This window comes from Streptomyces sp. NPDC093568 (assembly GCF_044764945.1).
Taxonomy (GTDB): Bacteria; Actinomycetota; Actinomycetes; order Streptomycetales; family Streptomycetaceae; genus Streptomyces.
The window spans coordinates 1,392,968-1,411,014 of sequence record NZ_JBIWJD010000001.1 but is presented as its reverse complement, the minus strand read 5'-3'; the positions used below and the strand labels follow the sequence as shown (position 1 = coordinate 1,411,014).

The following is an 18,047-nucleotide window of genomic DNA, read 5'->3' as shown; positions in this document are numbered from 1 at the left end:
AGCGGCTGGTTGCCCTTTCATGGTCACCCAGATGGGGCGCGTGGGGAAGAGCGCGGGGCTCGTGTGAAGCAACAGTCACCGCACACCCCGCCGCCCGGCACCCGGTAGTAGAGGCAGCAGCTACGGCGCCGGAAGGCGGTCGCGGTGAAGGTGCCGGTACCCGCGAGCAGCGGGTGGGTGAAGAGCTCGGCGGTCAGGGTGCGGGCGGCTTCGGCGGTGTCGGTACGGCCGTTGGCGCGCGCCCACCGGCCGAGCTCCCGGGCGGCGCCCGCGAGCGCGGAGGCGGCGTTGCCCCACAGCAGGCCCTCGGCGACGCGGTGGCGGGAGCGCAGGGCGGCGGTCAGGGGTTCGAGGTGGCCGTGCAGGACGGCGTCGGCGACGGCGGCCGGGTCCGCGGGCAGCGGGCGCACCCGGGCGAGCCACAGGTTGTCGGGGGCGCTGCCGTCGGGGTCCCAGCGCAGCAGGCCGGGGTCGAGGTCCGGGATCCGGCCGTACAGGGCGGCGCAGCCGAGGGTCACCGACCACAGTCGGGCGGCGAGGCCCTGCTGGGCCACCGAGGCGGCGATCCGCAACTCGGGGGCGCGCAGGGCGTTCGCGACCTTGCGGACCCGGAAGGCGAGGGGATCTCCCTGGGCCGCGGGCGCAGGTGGGCCGTACGCGGCCGCGAGGGTCGGCAGTGGCCGAGGAGCTTCCCCCACCGTGCGTAGTACGAAGAAGCCGCCGAGCGGCCGGAGCGCGGCGAGATCGGGGTCGAGGTCCACGAAGAGCAGTAGTACCAGGGCCTCTCGGGGTTTCCACCTGGGGGGCTCCGCCCGGGGTCACCCGCCTTGGGGATGACTTGACCGTCGCAGTACTCCATCGGCAGTACGACACAGTGCGTGCTCTGGTACGACGACGGGAAGAGCTTTTGAAGGCATCGTGTTGACTATGAAAGCCGACCGTTCGCCGCGCCGGGGTCGCCATCCCCGCCTCACGCAGAGGAGCAGCTCATGAGCGCCCTCGCGTTGTCCGTGCTTCTGTCGCTCGTCTCCGCGGTGGCCTACGCGGGCGGGGCGATCGTACAGGAGCGTGTCGCGGTGTCGTCCCCGGGCCAGCAGTTCGCGCCGATGCGCCGGGCCGGCTGGTGGGCGGCGGTCGCGCTGAACGGCCTCGGCGGTCTGCTGCACGTGGTGGCGCTGGCTTTCGGTCCGCTGAGCCTGGTCCAGCCGCTGGGTGCCCTGACGATCGTGTTCGCGCTGCCGATGGCGGCGCTGTTCGTGGGCCGCAAGGCCGGTTCGACGGCCTGGCGGGGCGCCATCATGGCGACCGTCGGTCTCGCCGGGCTGCTGTCCCTGGTCGGTACTTCCGAGTCGCAGTCCCTCGCTGCCGCCGAGCAGGTGGGCGTGGCCCTCGTGACCGGCGGCGTCGTCGCGACGCTGATGGTCGCGGGCCGGGCCGCCCACCGGCATCCGGCGGTGCGCAGCATGCTGCTCGCGACGGCGTCCGGCATAGCCTTCGGCATGTCCTCGGTGTTCACGAAGATCGTCGCCGTGGATTGGAACGGCGGGGTGTCGGCGGCCGACCTGCCGTCGCTGGCCACGATCGGCGTCTTCGCCACGGCCGGTCTGCTGCTGTCCCAGGCCGCGTACCGGGGCGCCGGGCTCGCCGCGCCGCTGGCCACGCTGACGGTCGTGAACCCGGTGGTGGCGGCCGCGGTGGGCATCACGATGTTCGGCGAAACCTTCCGCTACGGCACGACCGGCACCGTGCTCGCCCTCGGCTGCGGCGTGGTGGCGGCGGGCGGCCTGATCCTGCTGACGACGGAGCGGATCGCGCGTACGGACGCCGAGCCGGTGGTTCCCGCGCCGGCCCCCGCCGGACGCGACCTGGACTCGGTGCCCGCGGCGGAACTGCTCGGCGCCCTGCCGGAGCAGGCCGCGGCGGCACCGCGCGAGGAGCTCCGCGTACCCGACGGGATCGACGGGATCGACGGGATCGACGGGATCGACGGGATCCTCATACCGGCCCAGGTCGCTCAGGGGGCGTACGAGGAAGCGGAGCCGCCGCGTGCGGAGGACGGAGCCTCGAACCTCTACGGCCCCTTCTACGGCGGCCCGTACGTGCCGATGCCGGTGCTCGACCGGCATCGGACGCGCGTCAAATCCTGACCCCGCCGGCCCGGAGGTAGGCCACCGGGTCGATGTCGGAACCGAAGCCGGGCCCCGTCCGCACCTCGAAGTGCAGATGCGGGCCCGTGCTATTGCCCGTGGACCCGGAGCGGCCGAGGCGCTGGCCGGCGCCCACCGACTGACCGTCCTTCACGGAGATCGCCGAGAGATGGGCGTACTGGGTGTAGCGGCCGTCGGCGTGCCGGACCACCACCTGGTAGCCGAAGGAGCCCTCCCACCCGGCGCTGACGACCTGACCTGCTCCGACGGCCTTCACGGAGGTGCCGGTCGGCACGGCGAAGTCGACGCCGGTGTGGTAGCCCTTCGACCAGGAGGCGCCCGCCTTGCGGTACGGCGTCCCGGTCGAGGCGCTCACCGGGGCGACCATCGAGCGACTGCTCGTCGCCTGCTCGTGCCGCTCCGAAGAGGTCTTCTCGGGGGTCGACTTCGGGGTGGCCTTGGGCGTCGACCTCGGAGTGGACCTGGGGCTCGACGCCGGCTCGGCCGTCGTCGTGGCCTTGCCGCGCACGGCGAGCCGCTGTCCCGGCAGGATCAGGTCGGGGTCCGCCCCGATGGCCTTGCGGTTCGCGGCGTACAGGCCCCGCCAACCGCCCTTGACCTCCTGTGACTCGGCGATCTCGGAGAGTGTGTCGCCGTGCACCACGGTGTACATCTCGGCCTTGCCCGCCCGCGACTGGGGCGTGGTCTGCGGCTGGACGTCCTGGACGGAGGTCTGCGAGGTCTTCTTCGAGGTCTTCTTCGGGGTGCCGGCCGGCTGGATGTCGGGGGTGTCCCCGCCGCGGGTCAGGCCGGCCCGCACCGAGCACACCGGCCAGGCGCGGGGCCCCTGCCCGTCGAGCACCTTCTCCGCGACGGCGATCTGCTGGTCCTTGGTGGCCAGGTCGGCGCGCCCGGCGTACCGGGTGCCTCCGTAGGCCTCCCAGGTGGACTGGGCGAACTGCAGTCCGCCGTAGAAGCCGTTGCCGGTGTTGACGTGCCACCTGCCGGTCGACTCGCACGCGGCGACCTTGTTCCAGGTGTCCAGGTCGGCCGCGTGCGCGACGCCGGTGCCGATGAGGGGGAGCGCCATCCCGGCGCCGCCCGCGGTGACGGTGAGTGAGGCGCGGTTGATCCTGTTCGGCTGGTACCGGCGGTGCCGGCCGCGTACGGCCATGAAGGAGCCCCCCATTGACATGCGTCAGGAGGGGCAAAAGTAAGCGCTGCGAACAGGCCATGACAAGACGGAAAATCAGCCGCTCGTTCACGCCAAGTGGCGCGCAAGGGGCGCATGTTGTGCGACACCCGCAACGAGTGAGTGCGCCGGGGCGTTCCCTGCGTATGTGCCTGCGACATCGCGCCACCCGGATGTGCGCTCGGAGTACGGGCACGTCAGGATGGACGATGGGGCAATACTGGCGGGCAGGACCGGCACCGCTGATATATCGAGGTCACTAGGAGCCAACGCATGAGCACTTCGGCGCAGATCGGCGTCACGGGTCTCGCGGTCATGGGCCGCAACCTGGCCCGGAACTTCGCCCGCAACGGCTATACCGTCGCGGTGCACAACCGGACGCCGGCGCGTACGCGGGCGCTGGTGGACGAGTTCGGGAGCGAGGGCGAGTTCATCGCGGCCGAGACCGCCAAGGAGTTCGTGGCGGCGCTGGAGCGTCCGCGGCGGCTGGTGATCATGGTGAAGGCCGGTGAGCCGACCGACGCGGTGATCCAGGAGTTCGCGCCGCTGCTGGAGCCCGGCGACATGATCATCGACGGTGGCAACGCGCACTTCGCCGACACCCGGCGCCGTGAGCGGGACCTGCGGGAGCAGGGCATCCACTTCGTCGGCATGGGCGTCTCGGGCGGTGAGGAGGGCGCGCTGCACGGGCCGAGCATCATGCCCGGCGGCCCGAAGGAGTCGTACGACTCGCTGGGCCCGATGCTGGAGAAGATCTCCGCCAAGGCGAAGGACGGTGCGCCCTGTGTGACGCACGTCGGTCCGGACGGCGCAGGGCACTTCGTGAAGATGGTGCACAACGGCATCGAGTACGCCGACATGCAGCTCATCGGCGAGGCGTACCAGCTGCTGCGGGACGTCGCCGGCTACGAGCCCGCGCAGATCGCGGAGATCTTCCGGACCTGGAACCAGGGCCGGCTGGACTCCTACCTGATCGAGATCACCGCCGAGGTGCTGTCCCACGTGGACGAGGCGAGCGGCAAGCCGTTCGTGGACGTGGTGGTCGACCAGGCCGAGCAGAAGGGCACGGGACGCTGGACCGTGCAGATCGCGCTCGACCTGGGCGTGCCGGTCTCCGGGATCGCGGAGGCGGTCTTCGCCCGTTCCCTGTCCGGGCACGCGGCGCTGCGCGAGGCCTCGCGCGGGCTGGCCGGCCCGAAGGCGACGCCGCTCGGCGAGGCCGAGGCCGCGGCCTTCGCCGACCGGGTGGAGCAGGCGCTGTACGCGTCGAAGATCGTGTCCTACACGCAGGGCTTCCACGAGATCGACGCCGCCCGCGCCGAGTACGACTGGGACATCGACCTGGGCGCGGTCTCGGCGATCTGGCGCGGCGGCTGCATCATCCGCGCGGCCTTCCTGGACCGCATCCGGGCCGCCTACGACGCCCGCGCCGACCTGCCGAGCCTGCTGTCGGACGAGACGTTCGCGCAGGAGATCGCCGAGGCGCAGGACGACTGGCGTGAGGTCCTGATCGCCGCGACCCGGCAGGGCGTGCCCACGCCGGGCTTCGCCGCGGCCCTCGCGTACTACGACGCCCTGCGCGCCGAGCGGTTGCCGGCGGCGCTCACGCAGGGGCAGCGGGACTTCTTCGGTGCGCACACCTACCGGCGCACGGACCGGGACGGCTCGTTCCACACGCTGTGGGGCGGGGACCGGTCGGAGGTGTCCGCCTAGCTCCTGACCCCGTCCCGCCCCGTGCCCGGGTTCTCGACACCGGCACGGGGCGGACCCCTGTCCGGGTGTCCCGGACTGCTCCGACCGGCGCCCACGAGTGGTGGCCGGATGTGCGCCCGCCCAGGCTGACGTACGCCGTGCCCGCCGTCGCGGGCGGCGCCCCGCGGCGTCGTCGATGTCCGCGCGGCCGGGACGTCGGAGAAACGGGATCGCATGGCGGCACAGGGCATCGGTGCGGGCGGCGTGCCGTCCGTTCGAGGGGGAGGCGGGGACGGGAACGCGAGCGGCGGGCCCGTGCGAAGACGGACGCGGTACGGCCGCGCACGGCGACGCGGCCGGGACGCCGCGCACCGGGGTGGCGCTGGTCGCGGCGGGGGCTGCCTTCCTGGCCGTGCTCGCCCCGACGCCGAGCGGTGCCGTGGCGGCGCCCTCGGCAGAGCCGCGGCCGGTGGCTCCCGCGCGGTTCGTGCCCGGTCCCTGCCCGGCGACGCCCGAGCCGATTCCGGGTCGCTGCGGGTTCCTCGAAGTCCCCGAGAACAGGGCCCGGCGCGGCGGGCCGACGGTCCGGCTGACCGTCGCGATCATCCGGGCCGAGTCGGCGAGACCGGCCGCCGAGCCGGTGGTGTTCATGACGGGCGGTCCCGGCGGCGGCGCGATCGGCGACATCCCCTTCCTGATCGACTCGGGCCTCAACCGCAACCGCGACCTGATCGTCATGGCCCAGCGCGGGACGCTCCACGCGCGCCCTGACCTCGCCTGCCCGGAGATCGACCGCTTCTACGCGGACGCCGTGGGGCTGCGCTACGACGCCCCGTCGACCGGGCGGCTCCTGGTGCGCGACCAAGGAGTGCCGACCGCCTCACCCGGGTCACGGCCCGCGGAGTCGAGCTGAGCGCCTGCAACACCACCGAGAACGCCGCCGACTTCGCCGACCTGCGCAGGGCGCTGCGCATCCACCGGTGGAACGTCTACGGGTACTCGTACGGCACCGACCTGGCCCTCACCTACCTGCGCCGGCATCCCCAGGGGATCCGCTCGGTCGCGATCGACTCGGTCGTGCCCCGCAGATCGTCAGCCTGCCGTGGACGTGGGACAGCGCCCGTGAGGGGATCGACACGATCTTCGCGGCATGCGCGGCGCAGCCGCGCTGCCGGAGCCCCTATCCGAACCTCCCGCGCCTGCTGACGCAGCAGGTCCGGCGGCTGGAGGCGCATCCCCTGCGACTGACGGCGCGGCCGCCGGCGGGCGGGCAGCCGGTGAAGGTCGTCCTCGACGGGGGCGCGCTGGTCAATCTGCTGGTCGCCAACGCCGTCCCGGCGGTCGACGTCCCGGCGGTCGACGTCCCGGCGGTCGACGAACTCGCGCGCGGGCGTCCCCCTACGGCGTCTTCTGCCGCGAGTGGACGCCCTTCGAGAGCGAGGACGACGTGATCCGGGCGGGCCGGCGCGCGTTCCCGGGGTTCCCCCGCTCGGTCCTGGCCAACGCCCCGCAGCTCCCGTTCCTGCACGCGGACTGCCGCGCCTGGAACGTCCCGCCGGCGTCCCCCGCGACCAGGAAGGTGACGCGCAGCAGCGTTCCGACGCTTCTCATGTCCGCCGGGTTCGACGCCCAGACCGGAAAGAGCAACGGCGCCTACGCCGCCCGCACGCTGAGCCACTCCACCGTCGTCACGGTCCCCTACGTCGCCCATGTCGCCTTCGCCGAGTCGCCGTGCGCGCGGGCGATCACCCTCTCGTTCTTCAACTCCCCGATGGCGCCGAACAGGTCCTGCCTGGCGGGCCTGAAACCGCCTCGGTTCGAGATCGCGCCGTAGGAGCGGGTCACCTCCGGGCCGCCGTGCGGCACGGCGCCCGGTTCGCGGGGCTCAGGTGAGCGGCGGCCCGGGTTCGGGGTTCGGCACCGGCTCCGGTCCCGGCGGGATCGGCGACGGGGAGGGGTCCGGCGGCGTCGGCGAGGGCGGCCCGGGGGGCGCGGGCGGAGGCGGGGTCGGTCCGGGGGCCGGCGGAGGGGGCCCCGGGGTGGGTGGCGGCGGTTCCGGAGCGGGAGGCGGCTCCGGAGCCGGCGGCGGGTCCGGGGGCGGCACGGGGTGCGGCTCCGGGCCCGGCGGCGGTCCCGGATGGACCGGGTCGGGATGGACCGGGTCCGGATGCGGGTTCGTCATGGCGTCCTCCAGCAGTCCGTGATGTCCGCTCTGGACTACTCCCCCGCGTACCCGACGGGCGCGCCACCAGTCACTCACCCGGCGTCAACGCGGGCGTCCGAGTGGGCCCGTCACAGGTGGCACCGACCCGATCGGCGCACGTGCGGGCCCCGGTCAGAAGCGCTCGGGATGCGCCCGCAGCCAGTCCTTCGCCGCCTCCTGCAGCGCCGGGTCGGCGGCGGGCGCCTCGTCGGGGTGGCGTTCGGCCCACTTCACGACGTACGGGCACAGGGGCGCCACGACGATTCCCTCGCGGGCGGCGATGCCGTACAGCTCCCGTGCCAGGGAGCCGGCGATGCCCTTCCCCTCATGAGCGGGTTCCACGATGGTGTGCACCGGGACGAGGGCGCGCGCCGGGGACTCGAGGACGAAGTACTCGATGCGACCGGTGACTTCGTCGCCCTGGAGGGCCTCCAGGCGGCCCGCCGCCCGGTCGTCACGGATCTCGATGTCGCTCATGGCACGCTCCCTGGTCCGTCTTCCGTCTGGGGCCGAGTACGGCTGTCAGGCCACCGGCACCGCCTGCGGGCTGCGCTCCTGGTCGGAGCCCGGCACCGGCTCGGACGGGTCGGCGCCGAGCGCGACGATGCGGTTGGCACCGTCCACGTGCACGACCCGCGGCTCGAACTCCCGCGCCTCGGCGTCGGTCATCTGAGCGTAGCTGATGATGATCACGAGGTCGCCGGGGTGGACGAGATGGGCGGCGGCACCGTTGATCCCGACGACCCCCGAGCCACGCTCGCCCTCGATGACGTAGGTCTCCAGGCGGGCGCCGTTGGTGATGTCGACGATGTGCACGAGCTCGCCGGGCAGCAGGTCGGCGGCGTCGAGCAGGTCCGCGTCGATGGTCACCGATCCCACGTAGTGCAGGTCGGCCTGGGTGACGGTGGCGCGGTGGATCTTGGACTTGAACATTGAACGAAGCACGGAGAAACTCCCGATCTGTCTGGCTCCCTGCCCGCTTATTGCAGGTCAAGGGCTGTCTTCGGAGACTACAGCGATTCGCTTGCGTGGTCAGCTGTCCCCAGGTGTTCCAGGGCTCACACCGACCCATGGCCGATTTTCGTGACACGTCGTCAGGCGGGCCGCGCCGGCTGCGGCCCACCGCATCGGGGCCACCCACAGGGCGGCTCAGCCGCTGCCGCGGGTCGCGGGCGGGAGGGGCCCGGAACGATCAGCCATCGGCGGCGCCCGGGCGCGGCTGTCGATAGGGCCGCACCGCGCGGCGCGCTATGGCGAAACGGTGCGTCTCCGACGGGCCGTCGTAGATGCGGAACGGCCGCACCTCCCTGAAGAGGCGGGCCAGCGGGGCGTCGGCGGCCGAGATGCCGAGCACTCCGCAGATCTGCACCGCCCGGTCGACCACCCGGTTCACCGCCTCCGCCACGAAGGTCTTGGACACCGAGGTGAGCTGCGAGGCGGCGGCGGAGCCGGTGTCCAGCTCCCAGGCGGTACGCAGGATCAATGCGCGGCTCGCCTCGATGTCGATCTCGGAGTCGGCCAGCATCTGCTGGACCATGCCGAGGTCTCCCAGCGCCGAGCCGAACGCCATCCGGCTGCCGGCCCGCTCCAGCGCGACGTCCTGAGCGCGGCGGGCGGCTCCCAGCCAGCGCATGCAGTGGGTCATCCGGGCGGGACCGAGCCGGACCTGAGCGCCTTCGAAGCCGCGGTCCACCGCACCGAGCACCTGCCCCTCCCCCACCACGCACTCCTCGAAGACGATCTCGCTGTGCCCGGCGAAGAGCGACTCGTCCAGGGGCTCGATGGTCCGGACGATGCTCATGCCGGGGGTTCCGGCGTCGACCAGGAACATGGTGGCGCCGCCCGGGTCGCCGGGGCCGCCTGAGGTCCGGGCCATGACGATGGCGAAGTCGGCTCCCTGGGCTCCGGTGATGAACCACTTGCGCCCGTCGATGCGCCAGCCGCCGGGCACCCGGGTCGCGGTGGTCCGCAGGGAGCGGGGATCGGCACCCGCGCCCGGAGCCGGTTCGGTCATGGCGAAGCAGGACCGCGTCCCGCCCGCGGCGAGCGGACGCAGATACCTCTGCTTCTGCTCTTCGGTGGCCACCTTCTCCAGCAGGTGCATGTTGCCCTCGTCCGGGGCCGCGCAGTTCAGCGCCAGCGGTCCGAGCAGCGAGTAGCCCGCCGCCTCGAACACCACCGCCTGCCCTCGCAGGTCGAGCCCGTGTCCGCCCCATCGCGTCGGTACGTGCGGCGCGAACACACCCGCGTCACGGGCGGCCTTCTGCAGGGTTTCCCGCAGTGACCGTGTGCTCGTCCGCCCGCAGGACGAGTACGGCCTGCTGGACCTCGCCGCCCACCTCGGCGAGCCCGAGGAGAACACCCTGGTGCACGCCTGCGGTCCCGAACCCCTGCTGCGGGCGGTGCAGGAGCAGTGCGCGGGGTGGCCGCCCGGCACCCTGGGCGTCGAGCGGTTCGCCCCGACGCGGACGGCCGAACCCGGCCCGACCGGGACCTTCGAGCTGGAGCTCGCCCGTTCCGGGCTCACCCTCACCGTGCCCCCGGACCGTTCGGTGCTCGAAACCGTGGAGACGGCCGGCGTCACGGTCGACTTCTCCTGCCGGGAAGGCACGTGCGGTACCTGCGAGACCGACGTACTCGACGGCAGGCCCGACCACCGCGATTCGCTGCTGACCGAGGACGAGCGGGCCGTCGGCGACACCATGCTCATCTGCGTCTCCCGCTCGTGCGGACCCCGCCTGGTCCTCGACCTGTGACGGCGATCACTTCCAGTAATTTACTAGGACGTCCTAGTATCTCTTCGTCCGGCACCACCCCGCCCTGCCCGGGAAGGCCCTCATGAGCGATCTGCATCGACCCGTGCACCCCGTCCGCCTGGTCACCGCTTCAGCTCTGTTCGACGGGCACGACGCCTCGATCAACATCATGCGGCGCATCTTCCAGTCCCAGGGCGCCGAGGTGATCCACCTCGGACACAACCGGTCGGTGCGGGAGGTCGTCGACGCGGCGCTGGAGGAGGACGCGCACGGCGTGGCGGTCTCCTCCTACCAGGGCGGGCACGTCGAGTACTTCGAGTACCTGGTCGAGTCACTGCGCTCACGGGGAGCGGAGCACATCCGTGTGGTGGGCGGCGGAGGCGGCGTCATCGTGCCCGACGAGATCGCCAGGCTGCGCGGGAGCGGGGTGACCATCTTCTCCCCGGAGGACGGGCAGCGGATGGGCCTCGCCGGGATGGTCAACTCGGTGGTGCGGGACTGCGACTTCGACCTCTGGGACGGCGGGCCGACCGATGCGGCCGCCGTGCTCGCCGGTGACCGGTTCGCGATCGCCCGCGCCATCACCGGCGCCGAACTCGGCAAGCTGCCGACGGGCTTCCTGGAGCGCCTGCGCGCCGCCTCGGCCGCCCGGGTCGTACCGGTGCTCGGCATCACCGGCACCGGCGGCTCGGGCAAGTCCTCGCTGACCGACGAACTCGTGCGCCGGTTCCGTGTCGACCAGCAGGACAAGCTGCGGATCGCGGTGATCGCCGTCGACCCGACGCGCCGCCGTGGCGGCGGCGCCCTGCTCGGTGACCGGATCCGGATGAACTCCCTGGACGGGGACCGGGTGTTCTTCCGGAGTCTGGCCACCCGCGGCAGCCGCGAGCTGCCAGAGCACCTGTCCGACGTGATCGACGTCGTGAAGGCCGCCGGGTTCGACCTGGTGATCGTCGAGACGCCGGGCATCGGCCAGGGCGACGCGGCGATCGTGCCGTTCGTCGACACCTCGCTGTATGTGATGACGCCGGAGTTCGGCGCCGCCTCGCAGCTGGAGAAGATCGACATGCTCGACTTCGCCGACGTCGTGGCGATCAACAAGTTCGAGCGGCGCGGCGCCAAGGACGCGCTGCGCGACGTCGGCCGCCAACTGGTCCGCAACCGCGAGGCGTTCGGCATGCGGCCCGAGGACATGCCGGTGTACGGCACCTCGGCGGCGACCTTCAACGACGACGGTGTCACCGCGCTCTATCAGCACCTGCGAACCGTCCTGGCCGAGAAGGGGCTGCCGCTGTCCGAGGGCGCGCTGGTACCGGTCGACGTGCGCCACTCCTCAGGCATCCGCCAGGTGGTTCCCGCGGACCGGGTGCGCTACCTCGCCGAGATCACCGACACCGTCCGTACGTACCACGCGGAGACCGGGCGGCTCGCCGAGGCGGCCCGGCGGGTGCAGCGCCTGGAGGCGGTCAAGGGCGAGCTCGTCGAGGCGGGCTCCGACGCCGGGAACGTTCAGGCGCTGCTCGAGGACGCCCGCAAGCGGCTCCCGCTAGACGTCAGGGAGCAGATCGACAACTGGCCCGCTGTCATCGCCTCCTACTCCGGCGACGAGCAGGTCGTGAAGATCCGAGACCGGGAGATCCGCACCAAGCTGACCCGCGAATCCCTGTCCGGTAACAGGATCCCCCGGGTCGCCCTGCCCCGCTTCACCGACCACGGCGAACTGGTGAGGTTCTGGCGCGGGGAAAACCTGCCCGGCCACTTCCCCTTCACCGCCGGGGTGTTCCCCTTCAAGCGCGACGGCGAGGACCCGGCGCGGATGTTCGCCGGCGAGGGCGGTCCGTTCCGCACCAACCGGCGCTTCAAACTGCTCTCCGAGGGCCAGCCCGCCACCCGGCTGTCCACCGCCTTCGACTCCGTCACTCTGTACGGCCGTGACCCCGACGAACGCCCCGACATCTACGGCAAGGTGGGCACCTCCGGCGTCTCGGTGGCCACCTTGGAGGACATGAAGGCGCTCTACGACGGCTTCGACCTCGTCGCGCCGACGACCTCGGTCTCCATGACCATCAACGGACCCGCGCCGACCATCCTGGCGTTCTTCCTCCACACCGCGATCGACCAGCAGACCGAGAAGTTCCGCGTCGCAGAGGGCCGCGAACCCTCGCCCGAGGAGGCGGCGGAGCTGCGCGCCCACGCGCTGGCGCAGGTGCGCGGCACAGTTCAGGCCGACATCCTCAAGGAGGACCAGGGTCAGAACACCTGTCTGTTCTCCACCGAGTTCAGCCTGCGGATGATGGCGGACATCCAGGAGTGGTTCATCGCCCACCAGGTCCGCAACTTCTACTCGGTGTCCATATCCGGCTACCACATCGCCGAGGCCGGCGCGAACCCCATCAGCCAGCTCGCCTTCACCCTCGCCAACGGCTTCACCTATGTCGAGGCCTACCTCGCCCGGGGCATGCACATCGACGACTTCGCCCCCAACCTGTCGTTCTTCTTCTCCAACGGCATGGACCCCGAGTACTCGGTGCTCGGCCGGGTCGCCCGCCGGATCTGGGCGGTGGCGATGAAGGAGAAGTACGGCGCGAACGACCGCTCCCAGAAGCTGAAGTACCACGTCCAGACCTCGGGCCGGTCCCTGCACGCCCAGGAGATGGACTTCAACGACATCCGCACCACGCTGCAGGCGCTCATCGCGATCTACGACAACTGCAACAGCCTGCACACCAACGCCTACGACGAGGCCGTGACCACCCCCACCGAGGAGTCCGTGCGGCGGGCCCTGGCCATCCAGCTGATCATCAACCGTGAGTGGGGCCTGGCGATGAACGAGAACCCCCTCCAGGGCTCGTTCGTCATCGACGAGCTCACCGACCTGGTGGAGGAGGCCGTCCTCACCGAGTTCGAGCGGATCAGCGAACGCGGTGGCGTGCTCGGTGCCATGGAGACCGGCTACCAGCGCGGCCGCATCCAGGACGAGTCAATGCTCTACGAGCAGCGCAAGCACGACGGCACCCTGCCCCTCATCGGGGTCAACACCTTCCGCGACCCGCACGCCGACACCGCCGAACCCCCGGTCCTCGAACTCGCCCGCGCCACCGAGGACGAGAAGCAGTCCCAGCTGGAGCGGGTCCGGGACTTCCAGGCCCGCCACCAGGAGCGCGCCCACGCCGCCCTGGCCGCCCTCAAGGAGGCGGCGGTCAGCGAGGGCAACGTCTTCGCCGTCCTCATGGACGCCGCCCGCGTCTGCTCACTTCAGCAGATCACCGATGCCTTCTTCGAGGTCGGCGGCCAGTACCGCCGCAATGTCTGACCACGACCACTGACCGGACAGGACTTCACATGGACTCCGTCACCCGTCTCGGCGTCGTCGGCTGTGGGCTCATGGGCTCCGGCATCGCCGAAGTAGCCGCCCGCCGCGGCATCGACGTCCGGGTGGCCGAGGCCACGCCGGACGCGCTCTAGGCAGGCCGCCGCCGACTCACCGCCTCCCTGGACCGAGGCGTACGGCGCGGCAAGCTCAGCGAGGAGCAGCGAGAGCAGGCCCTCGTCAGGCTTTCCTTCACCCATGACCTCAGCGACATGGCCGACCGTCAGTTCGTCATCGAGGCAGTCGCCGAGAACCGCGACATCAAGGCCCCCTGACCGCTCCGGCTTCGTCGTCAACGCCCTCCTGGTGCCCTACCTTCTCAGCGCGGTACGGATGGTGGAGTCGGGCTCCGCGCAGCCGGAGGACATCGATCGGGGCATGGAACTCGGATGCGCCCACCCCATGGGGCCCTTGCGCCTGCTCGACCTCATCGGCCTCGATACCGCTCAGGCCGTGGCGGAGTCGATGTACGAGGAGTTCAAGGAGCCGCTGTACGCGCCCCCCGCCCTCCTGCGCCGCATGGTCGCCGCAGGCCACCTAGGCCGCAAGAGCGGCCGCGATTACCACACGTACGACGCCTGAACAAGGCAGTCCGTCGTTCGACGCTGCGGGGTCGCCGCATTCAATGCGTACTCCCGCCGACGCCGTGGGCGCAGAGGGATCCAAATGGGGCGTCGGCGGGCTGCCTTCGGCGGTGTTGCGAACTCCCCCACAGCGCCCGCCCGGAGCCCCGGTCACTCCACCGCGGTCGGCCTGCGCCACGCCTGCGTCGCCTCGGCGGCGTTCCTCAGCGGTCGCAGCCGGTAGGTGTAGGAGTAGTCGCGGTCGGCGAACAGTTTGTACTGGTCGTGGGTGTGGGCGCCCCAGCTGTTGTCGCCGCCCAGGCCCATCTGGCGGTGGTTCACCCGCAGGACGACCTCGTCGCGCGGCGTGAGCTGGTAGTCGTGGCGGACGCCGGACGACAGGTCCTCCGGGGTGAAGTGCGAGGCGTTGACCTCCAGCAGGGGCTCGCCGGTGACGAGGAGGCCGGTGCCGTGGGCGTCGGTCAGGGCGATCCAGCGGACGTCGGTCTTGTTGCCGTTCTCCTGCGGGCGGATGTACGGGGTCCACTGACCGGAGACGGTGCCGGAGTACACGCCCACGTCGGTGCCGTCGTTGCGGTCGACGTAGTTCTCCTCGGGCCCGCGGCCGTAGTAGCGCAGCCGGTCGAGCCGGCCGGGCAGGCTCAGCAGCGTGCCGACCTCAGGGATGTACGGCAGGGACGCGGCGCCCGGGTGCAAGGTGAAGTCGACCTTGATCTCGCCGTTGCCGAACACGGTGTAGGTGGTGGTGTACGTCGACTCGGTCGTCGTCGGCAGGGTGCCGGCGACCTTGATCTCCACGGCCTTGTCGCCGAGGGGCCGCACCTTCACGTCCGCCACCTTGCGGTGCGTGCCCGCGTCGCGCCAGGTCTGGTTGCGGGTGTGCTGGCCGTTGCCGCGGTCGTTCTCGGTCGGAGCGCGCCAGAAGTTCGGCACCGGGCCGGAGTTGACGAGCGGCGCACCGTGCGCCACGTACGACGTGAGGACGCCACTGGGCCTGTCGACGGTGACGGAGAAGCTCCTGCCCTTGACCGTCACGGCCTTCGCGTCGTCCTGGTACGTCAGCGGCGGCACGCTCGCCAGTGGGATCGGTGTCACGGCCGGTACGTCGGCCTCGAGGGGAAGCTGCTGCTTCGCCACCTCGAAGCCTGCCTTCGCCCACGGGGTGGACTCCTTGGTGGTGAAGGACAGTTCGAGGAGGTACTCGGTGCCGGGGGCCGGGTCGTCCGGCAGCGGCACCGGGACCGTGATGTCCTTGCTGCCGAGGGGCGGCACGTCCAGCTGGGCGCGGCTCAGCTTTCCGCGCCGCACGGTCTCGCCGTCCGCCAGCAGTGCCCAGCAGCCGTCGAACTCACGGAGGTTGGTGAACAGGTACTCGTTGCTGAGGGTGATCGACGCGTCGGGGGTCAGGGCTCCGCCTGACGCCGATGCGGCGTTGACCGCCTGGTAGATCCGCTTGATCTCGGCCGCCTTGCCGGTGTGGCGGCGGTCGGCGGTGACGATGCCGTCGGCGTTGGAGGTGCCGTCGTTGGGGTTGTCGCCCCAGTCGCCGCCGTAGGGGAAGAAGGTCTTCTGGCGGGGCTGCTCCTTGGCGACCTCGACGGTGGCCGCGTCGAACCAGAAACGGACGCCCTCGTCAGCGGGGCGGCGGCCGGCGGAGCCGAGTTCGGCGGCGCTGAGCGCGCGGGCGTACACCCGGGCCCGGCGGATCGTGCCGCTGAACTCCCGGGTGGGGTTGTCGACATCGGTGGCGAGGGCGAGGGGCGCGGTGTTGGTGGCGGGCCTGCGCGTGGTGGTCCGGGTGGACTTCACCTCGCCGTCGACGTGGAGGGTCAGCGTGCCCGTGTCGGCGTCGAAGACTCCGGCGATGTGGTGCTCGCGGCCGGTCCAGTCGGCCGGGAGCGCCCAGTTGACGGTGATCCACTGGCCGCCGCCGTAGAGGAAGAACTCCAGCCTGTCGTCCGACTGCTTCAGGGCGTACGAGGTGTCGCCCTTGGCGATGATCGGCTGGTGGTAGCCGGTGTAGTGGGGGGTGACCCAGGCCTCCAGGGTGAACGAGCCGGTGAGGTCGAGGCGCTCGTCGCGCGGGAAGACCGTGGCGCCGGAGACGCCCTTGTCACGGTCGAAGGTGCCGCTCGCGGTGAGGACCTCGCCCCGCAGGCGGCCCGGCCCGGCTTCGGTGAGGAAGGTGCGGGCCGGCACCGGCCAGCTCAGCGACTGGTCGACGAAGTCCCAGATCCAGCCGCCCTGGAGGACGTCGTAGCGGCGGACGATGTCCCAGTACTCCTTGAAGTTGCCGTTCGAGTTCCCCATCGCGTGCGCGTACTCGATCATGACGTACGGCCGGGTGTCGGCGGTGTCCTTCGCCCGCTGCTCGACGCGGGAGGGGCTGTCGTACATCTCCGAGCGGATGTCGCTGATGGCCGGCCGGTCGTCGCCTTCGTACTGGATGACGCGGGTCGGGTCGTAGGACTTGATCCAGTCGTGCATGGCGACGAAGGTGCTGCCGCCGCCCGCCTCGTTGCCCAGCGACCAGATGACGACCGAGGCGTGGTTCTTGTCGCGGTGGACCATGCTCTGGGCGCGGGCCACGCACGCCTTGGTCCAGTCGGCGTGGTTGCCCGGGTACTCGCCGCGGATGCCGTGGGTCTCCAGGTTGGTCTCGTCGACGAGGTAGATGCCGTACTCGTCCGCGAGTTCGTACCACAGCGGGTTGTTGGGGTAGTGCGAGGTGCGGACGGAGTTCATGTTCATCCGCTTGATGATCTCGATGTCCTTGACCATGTGCGCACGGGTGAGCGCCATGCCGCTGTCGGGGTGCATCTCGTGCCGGTTGGTGCCGCGGAAGGAGACGGGCTTGCCGTTGATCCGCATCAGGCCGTCCTTGAGCGCGAACTCGCGCAGGCCGACGCGGTGCGAGAGGGTCTCGATCACCTTTCCGGCCGGGTCGCGCAGCCGCAGCACGGCGGTGTAGAGGTTCGGGTGCTCCGCGGACCAGAGCCGTGGCGAGGGCACTGCCCTGCTCGCCCGGACGGTCACGTCCTCACCGGCCGGCGTGGCGGCGAGGTCGACGGACTGCCGCAGCGGTCTGGGCCAGACGGCGTGGCCGCGGGCGTCGTACAGCTGTGTCTCGACCGAGTAGCCGTCCTCGCCCGGACCGTCGTACGCGCGCACGCTCGCCGTGACGGCCAGCTCGGCCGCCGTGCAGTCGTCGCTGAGCGGGGTGTCCAGCTTGAAGTCGCGCAGATGGACGGCGGGCGTGGAGTAGAGGTAGACCGAGCGGAAGATGCCGCTCAGCCGGATCATGTCCTGGTCCTCCAGCCAGTCCCCGTCGGAGAAGCGGTACACCTCCACGGCGATCTGGTTGGTGCCGGGCTTGAGGTGGGGGGTGATGTCGTACTCGGCGGGCGTGAACGAGTCCTCGGCGTATCCCACCAACTCCCCGTTGATCCATACGTAGTGCGCGGACTTGACGCCCTCGAAGTGCAGGAAGGTCCGCCGGCCCGCCCAGGCCCGCGGCACGGTGAAGGTGCGCCGGTACTGGCCCACGGGGTTGAAGCGGGTGGGCGCGGCCGGGGGCCGTGCCTCCTCGCCGAGGCCGTTCGGCCCCCACCAGGGGTAGGTGATGTTGACGAAGATCGGGCGGTCGTAGCCGTGCATCTGCCAGACGGAGGGGACGGGGACGGTGTCCCAGTCGCTGTCGTCGACGTCGGTGCGGTGGAAGTCGGCGTCGCGGTCGTCGGGCCGGTCGGCGTAGGCGAACTTCCACTTTCCGTCGAGGCTCAGGCGGTACGGCGAGCGGGTGCGGTCGGCGGCGAGCGCCTGGCTGACGTCCGCGTACGGCATGAGCGTGGTGTGCGGCGGCTGGGTGCCGATCCGGAAGACGTCGATGTGGCCGTTCCACTCCGGGGTGCCGTCCTGCGCGTCGGCCGCGTGCACCGTGGCGGACGACCCCGAGACGGCGAGCACGCCGAGCAGGGCGGCTCCCCCCTCCAGCAGACGGCGGCGGCTGACCGGCGTGCCCGGCATGCGCGACGGGCCGGTGGGGGACGCGGGAGAGAGCGGCATCGACGGTGGCCTTCCTCGGGACGACAGTGCGGCGCTGC

12 protein-coding genes and 2 pseudogenes are annotated in these 18,047 nt (G+C 71.5%); 8 read left to right on the top strand and 6 right to left on the bottom strand.

Features of this window, described 5'->3' with window-relative positions; all coding sequences use genetic code 11:
• Nucleotides 1–23: 23 nt before the first annotated feature.
• A complete protein-coding gene (locus ACIRD7_RS05960; protein WP_403451694.1) occupies nt 24–779 on the bottom strand; it encodes a (2Fe-2S)-binding protein in 756 nt (251 codons plus the stop codon).
• A gap of 210 nt (nt 780–989) precedes the next feature.
• On the opposite strand from ACIRD7_RS05960, the gene ACIRD7_RS05955 reads away from it, so the two are divergent.
• Nucleotides 990–2,147, top strand: coding sequence for a DMT family transporter (locus ACIRD7_RS05955; protein WP_403450239.1), 1,158 nt, complete (start codon nt 990–992; stop codon nt 2,145–2,147).
• Here ACIRD7_RS05955 and ACIRD7_RS05950 read toward each other — a convergent pair.
• Nucleotides 2,137–3,321, bottom strand: a complete 1,185-nt coding sequence (locus tag ACIRD7_RS05950; RefSeq protein WP_403450237.1) for a transglycosylase family protein — start codon at nt 3,319–3,321, stop codon at nt 2,137–2,139. The two genes, ACIRD7_RS05955 and ACIRD7_RS05950, sit on opposite strands and share 11 nt — an antisense overlap.
• A 291-nt stretch (nt 3,322–3,612) precedes the next feature.
• Between ACIRD7_RS05950 and gndA the strand changes: the two genes are divergently transcribed.
• From gndA to ACIRD7_RS05930, 4 genes are all read left to right on the top strand, one after another.
• A complete protein-coding gene (gene gndA, locus ACIRD7_RS05945) occupies nt 3,613–5,052 on the top strand; it encodes an NADP-dependent phosphogluconate dehydrogenase (protein WP_403450235.1) in 1,440 nt (479 codons plus the stop codon).
• Nucleotides 5,053–5,284: 232 nt separating this feature from the next.
• Entirely contained in the window at nt 5,285–5,944 is a 660-nt protein-coding gene (locus ACIRD7_RS05940) for a hypothetical protein (protein WP_403450232.1), read from the top strand.
• A complete protein-coding gene (locus ACIRD7_RS05935) occupies nt 5,941–6,237 on the top strand; it encodes an alpha/beta fold hydrolase (protein ID WP_403451693.1) in 297 nt (98 codons plus the stop codon). The genes ACIRD7_RS05940 and ACIRD7_RS05935 overlap by 4 nt, the downstream gene beginning before the upstream one ends.
• Before the next feature lie 241 nt (nt 6,238–6,478).
• The gene (locus ACIRD7_RS05930) at nt 6,479–6,865 is read left to right on the top strand and encodes an alpha/beta hydrolase (protein WP_403450230.1); all 387 of its coding nucleotides are present in this window, start codon (nt 6,479–6,481) and stop codon (nt 6,863–6,865) included.
• Between the two features lie 501 nt (nt 6,866–7,366).
• On the opposite strand, the gene ACIRD7_RS05925 is transcribed toward ACIRD7_RS05930, so the two are convergent.
• The 3 genes and pseudogenes from ACIRD7_RS05925 to ACIRD7_RS05915 form a co-directional block, all read right to left on the bottom strand.
• Nucleotides 7,367–7,711 carry a GNAT family N-acetyltransferase gene (locus ACIRD7_RS05925; RefSeq protein WP_403450228.1) on the bottom strand — a complete coding sequence of 115 codons (345 nt, stop codon included), beginning with the start codon at nt 7,709–7,711 and terminating at the stop codon, nt 7,367–7,369.
• A 45-nt stretch (nt 7,712–7,756) separates the two neighbouring features.
• Nucleotides 7,757–8,179, bottom strand: coding sequence for an aspartate 1-decarboxylase (gene panD / locus ACIRD7_RS05920; RefSeq protein WP_403450226.1), 423 nt, complete (start codon nt 8,177–8,179; stop codon nt 7,757–7,759).
• Nucleotides 8,180–8,426: 247 nt separating this feature from the next.
• Nucleotides 8,427–9,518: pseudogene (locus ACIRD7_RS05915) on the bottom strand (acyl-CoA dehydrogenase family protein); the annotation flags it as partial.
• A 4-nt stretch (nt 9,519–9,522) separates the two neighbouring features.
• Here ACIRD7_RS05915 and ACIRD7_RS05910 point away from each other — a divergent pair.
• The 3 genes and pseudogenes from ACIRD7_RS05910 to ACIRD7_RS05900 all read left to right on the top strand — a co-directional run bounded on the left by ACIRD7_RS05910 (nt 9,523) and on the right by ACIRD7_RS05900 (nt 13,942).
• On the top strand, nt 9,523–9,990 hold the full coding sequence (locus ACIRD7_RS05910; protein ID WP_403450223.1) for a flavin reductase family protein: 468 nt from the start codon (nt 9,523–9,525) through the stop codon (nt 9,988–9,990).
• A gap of 82 nt (nt 9,991–10,072) precedes the next feature.
• Nucleotides 10,073–13,303 (top strand): fused isobutyryl-CoA mutase/GTPase IcmF, encoded by a 3,231-nt coding sequence (gene icmF / locus ACIRD7_RS05905; RefSeq protein ID WP_403450221.1) that lies wholly within the window; start codon nt 10,073–10,075, stop codon nt 13,301–13,303.
• 29 nt (nt 13,304–13,332) lie between these two features.
• Nucleotides 13,333–13,942, top strand: a pseudogene (locus tag ACIRD7_RS05900) (3-hydroxyacyl-CoA dehydrogenase family protein).
• Between the two features lie 152 nt (nt 13,943–14,094).
• On the opposite strand, the gene ACIRD7_RS05895 reads toward ACIRD7_RS05900, so the two are convergent.
• Entirely contained in the window at nt 14,095–18,009 is a 3,915-nt protein-coding gene (locus ACIRD7_RS05895; protein WP_403450219.1) for a glycoside hydrolase family 2 TIM barrel-domain containing protein, read from the bottom strand.
• Nucleotides 18,010–18,047: the final 38 nt, after the last annotated feature.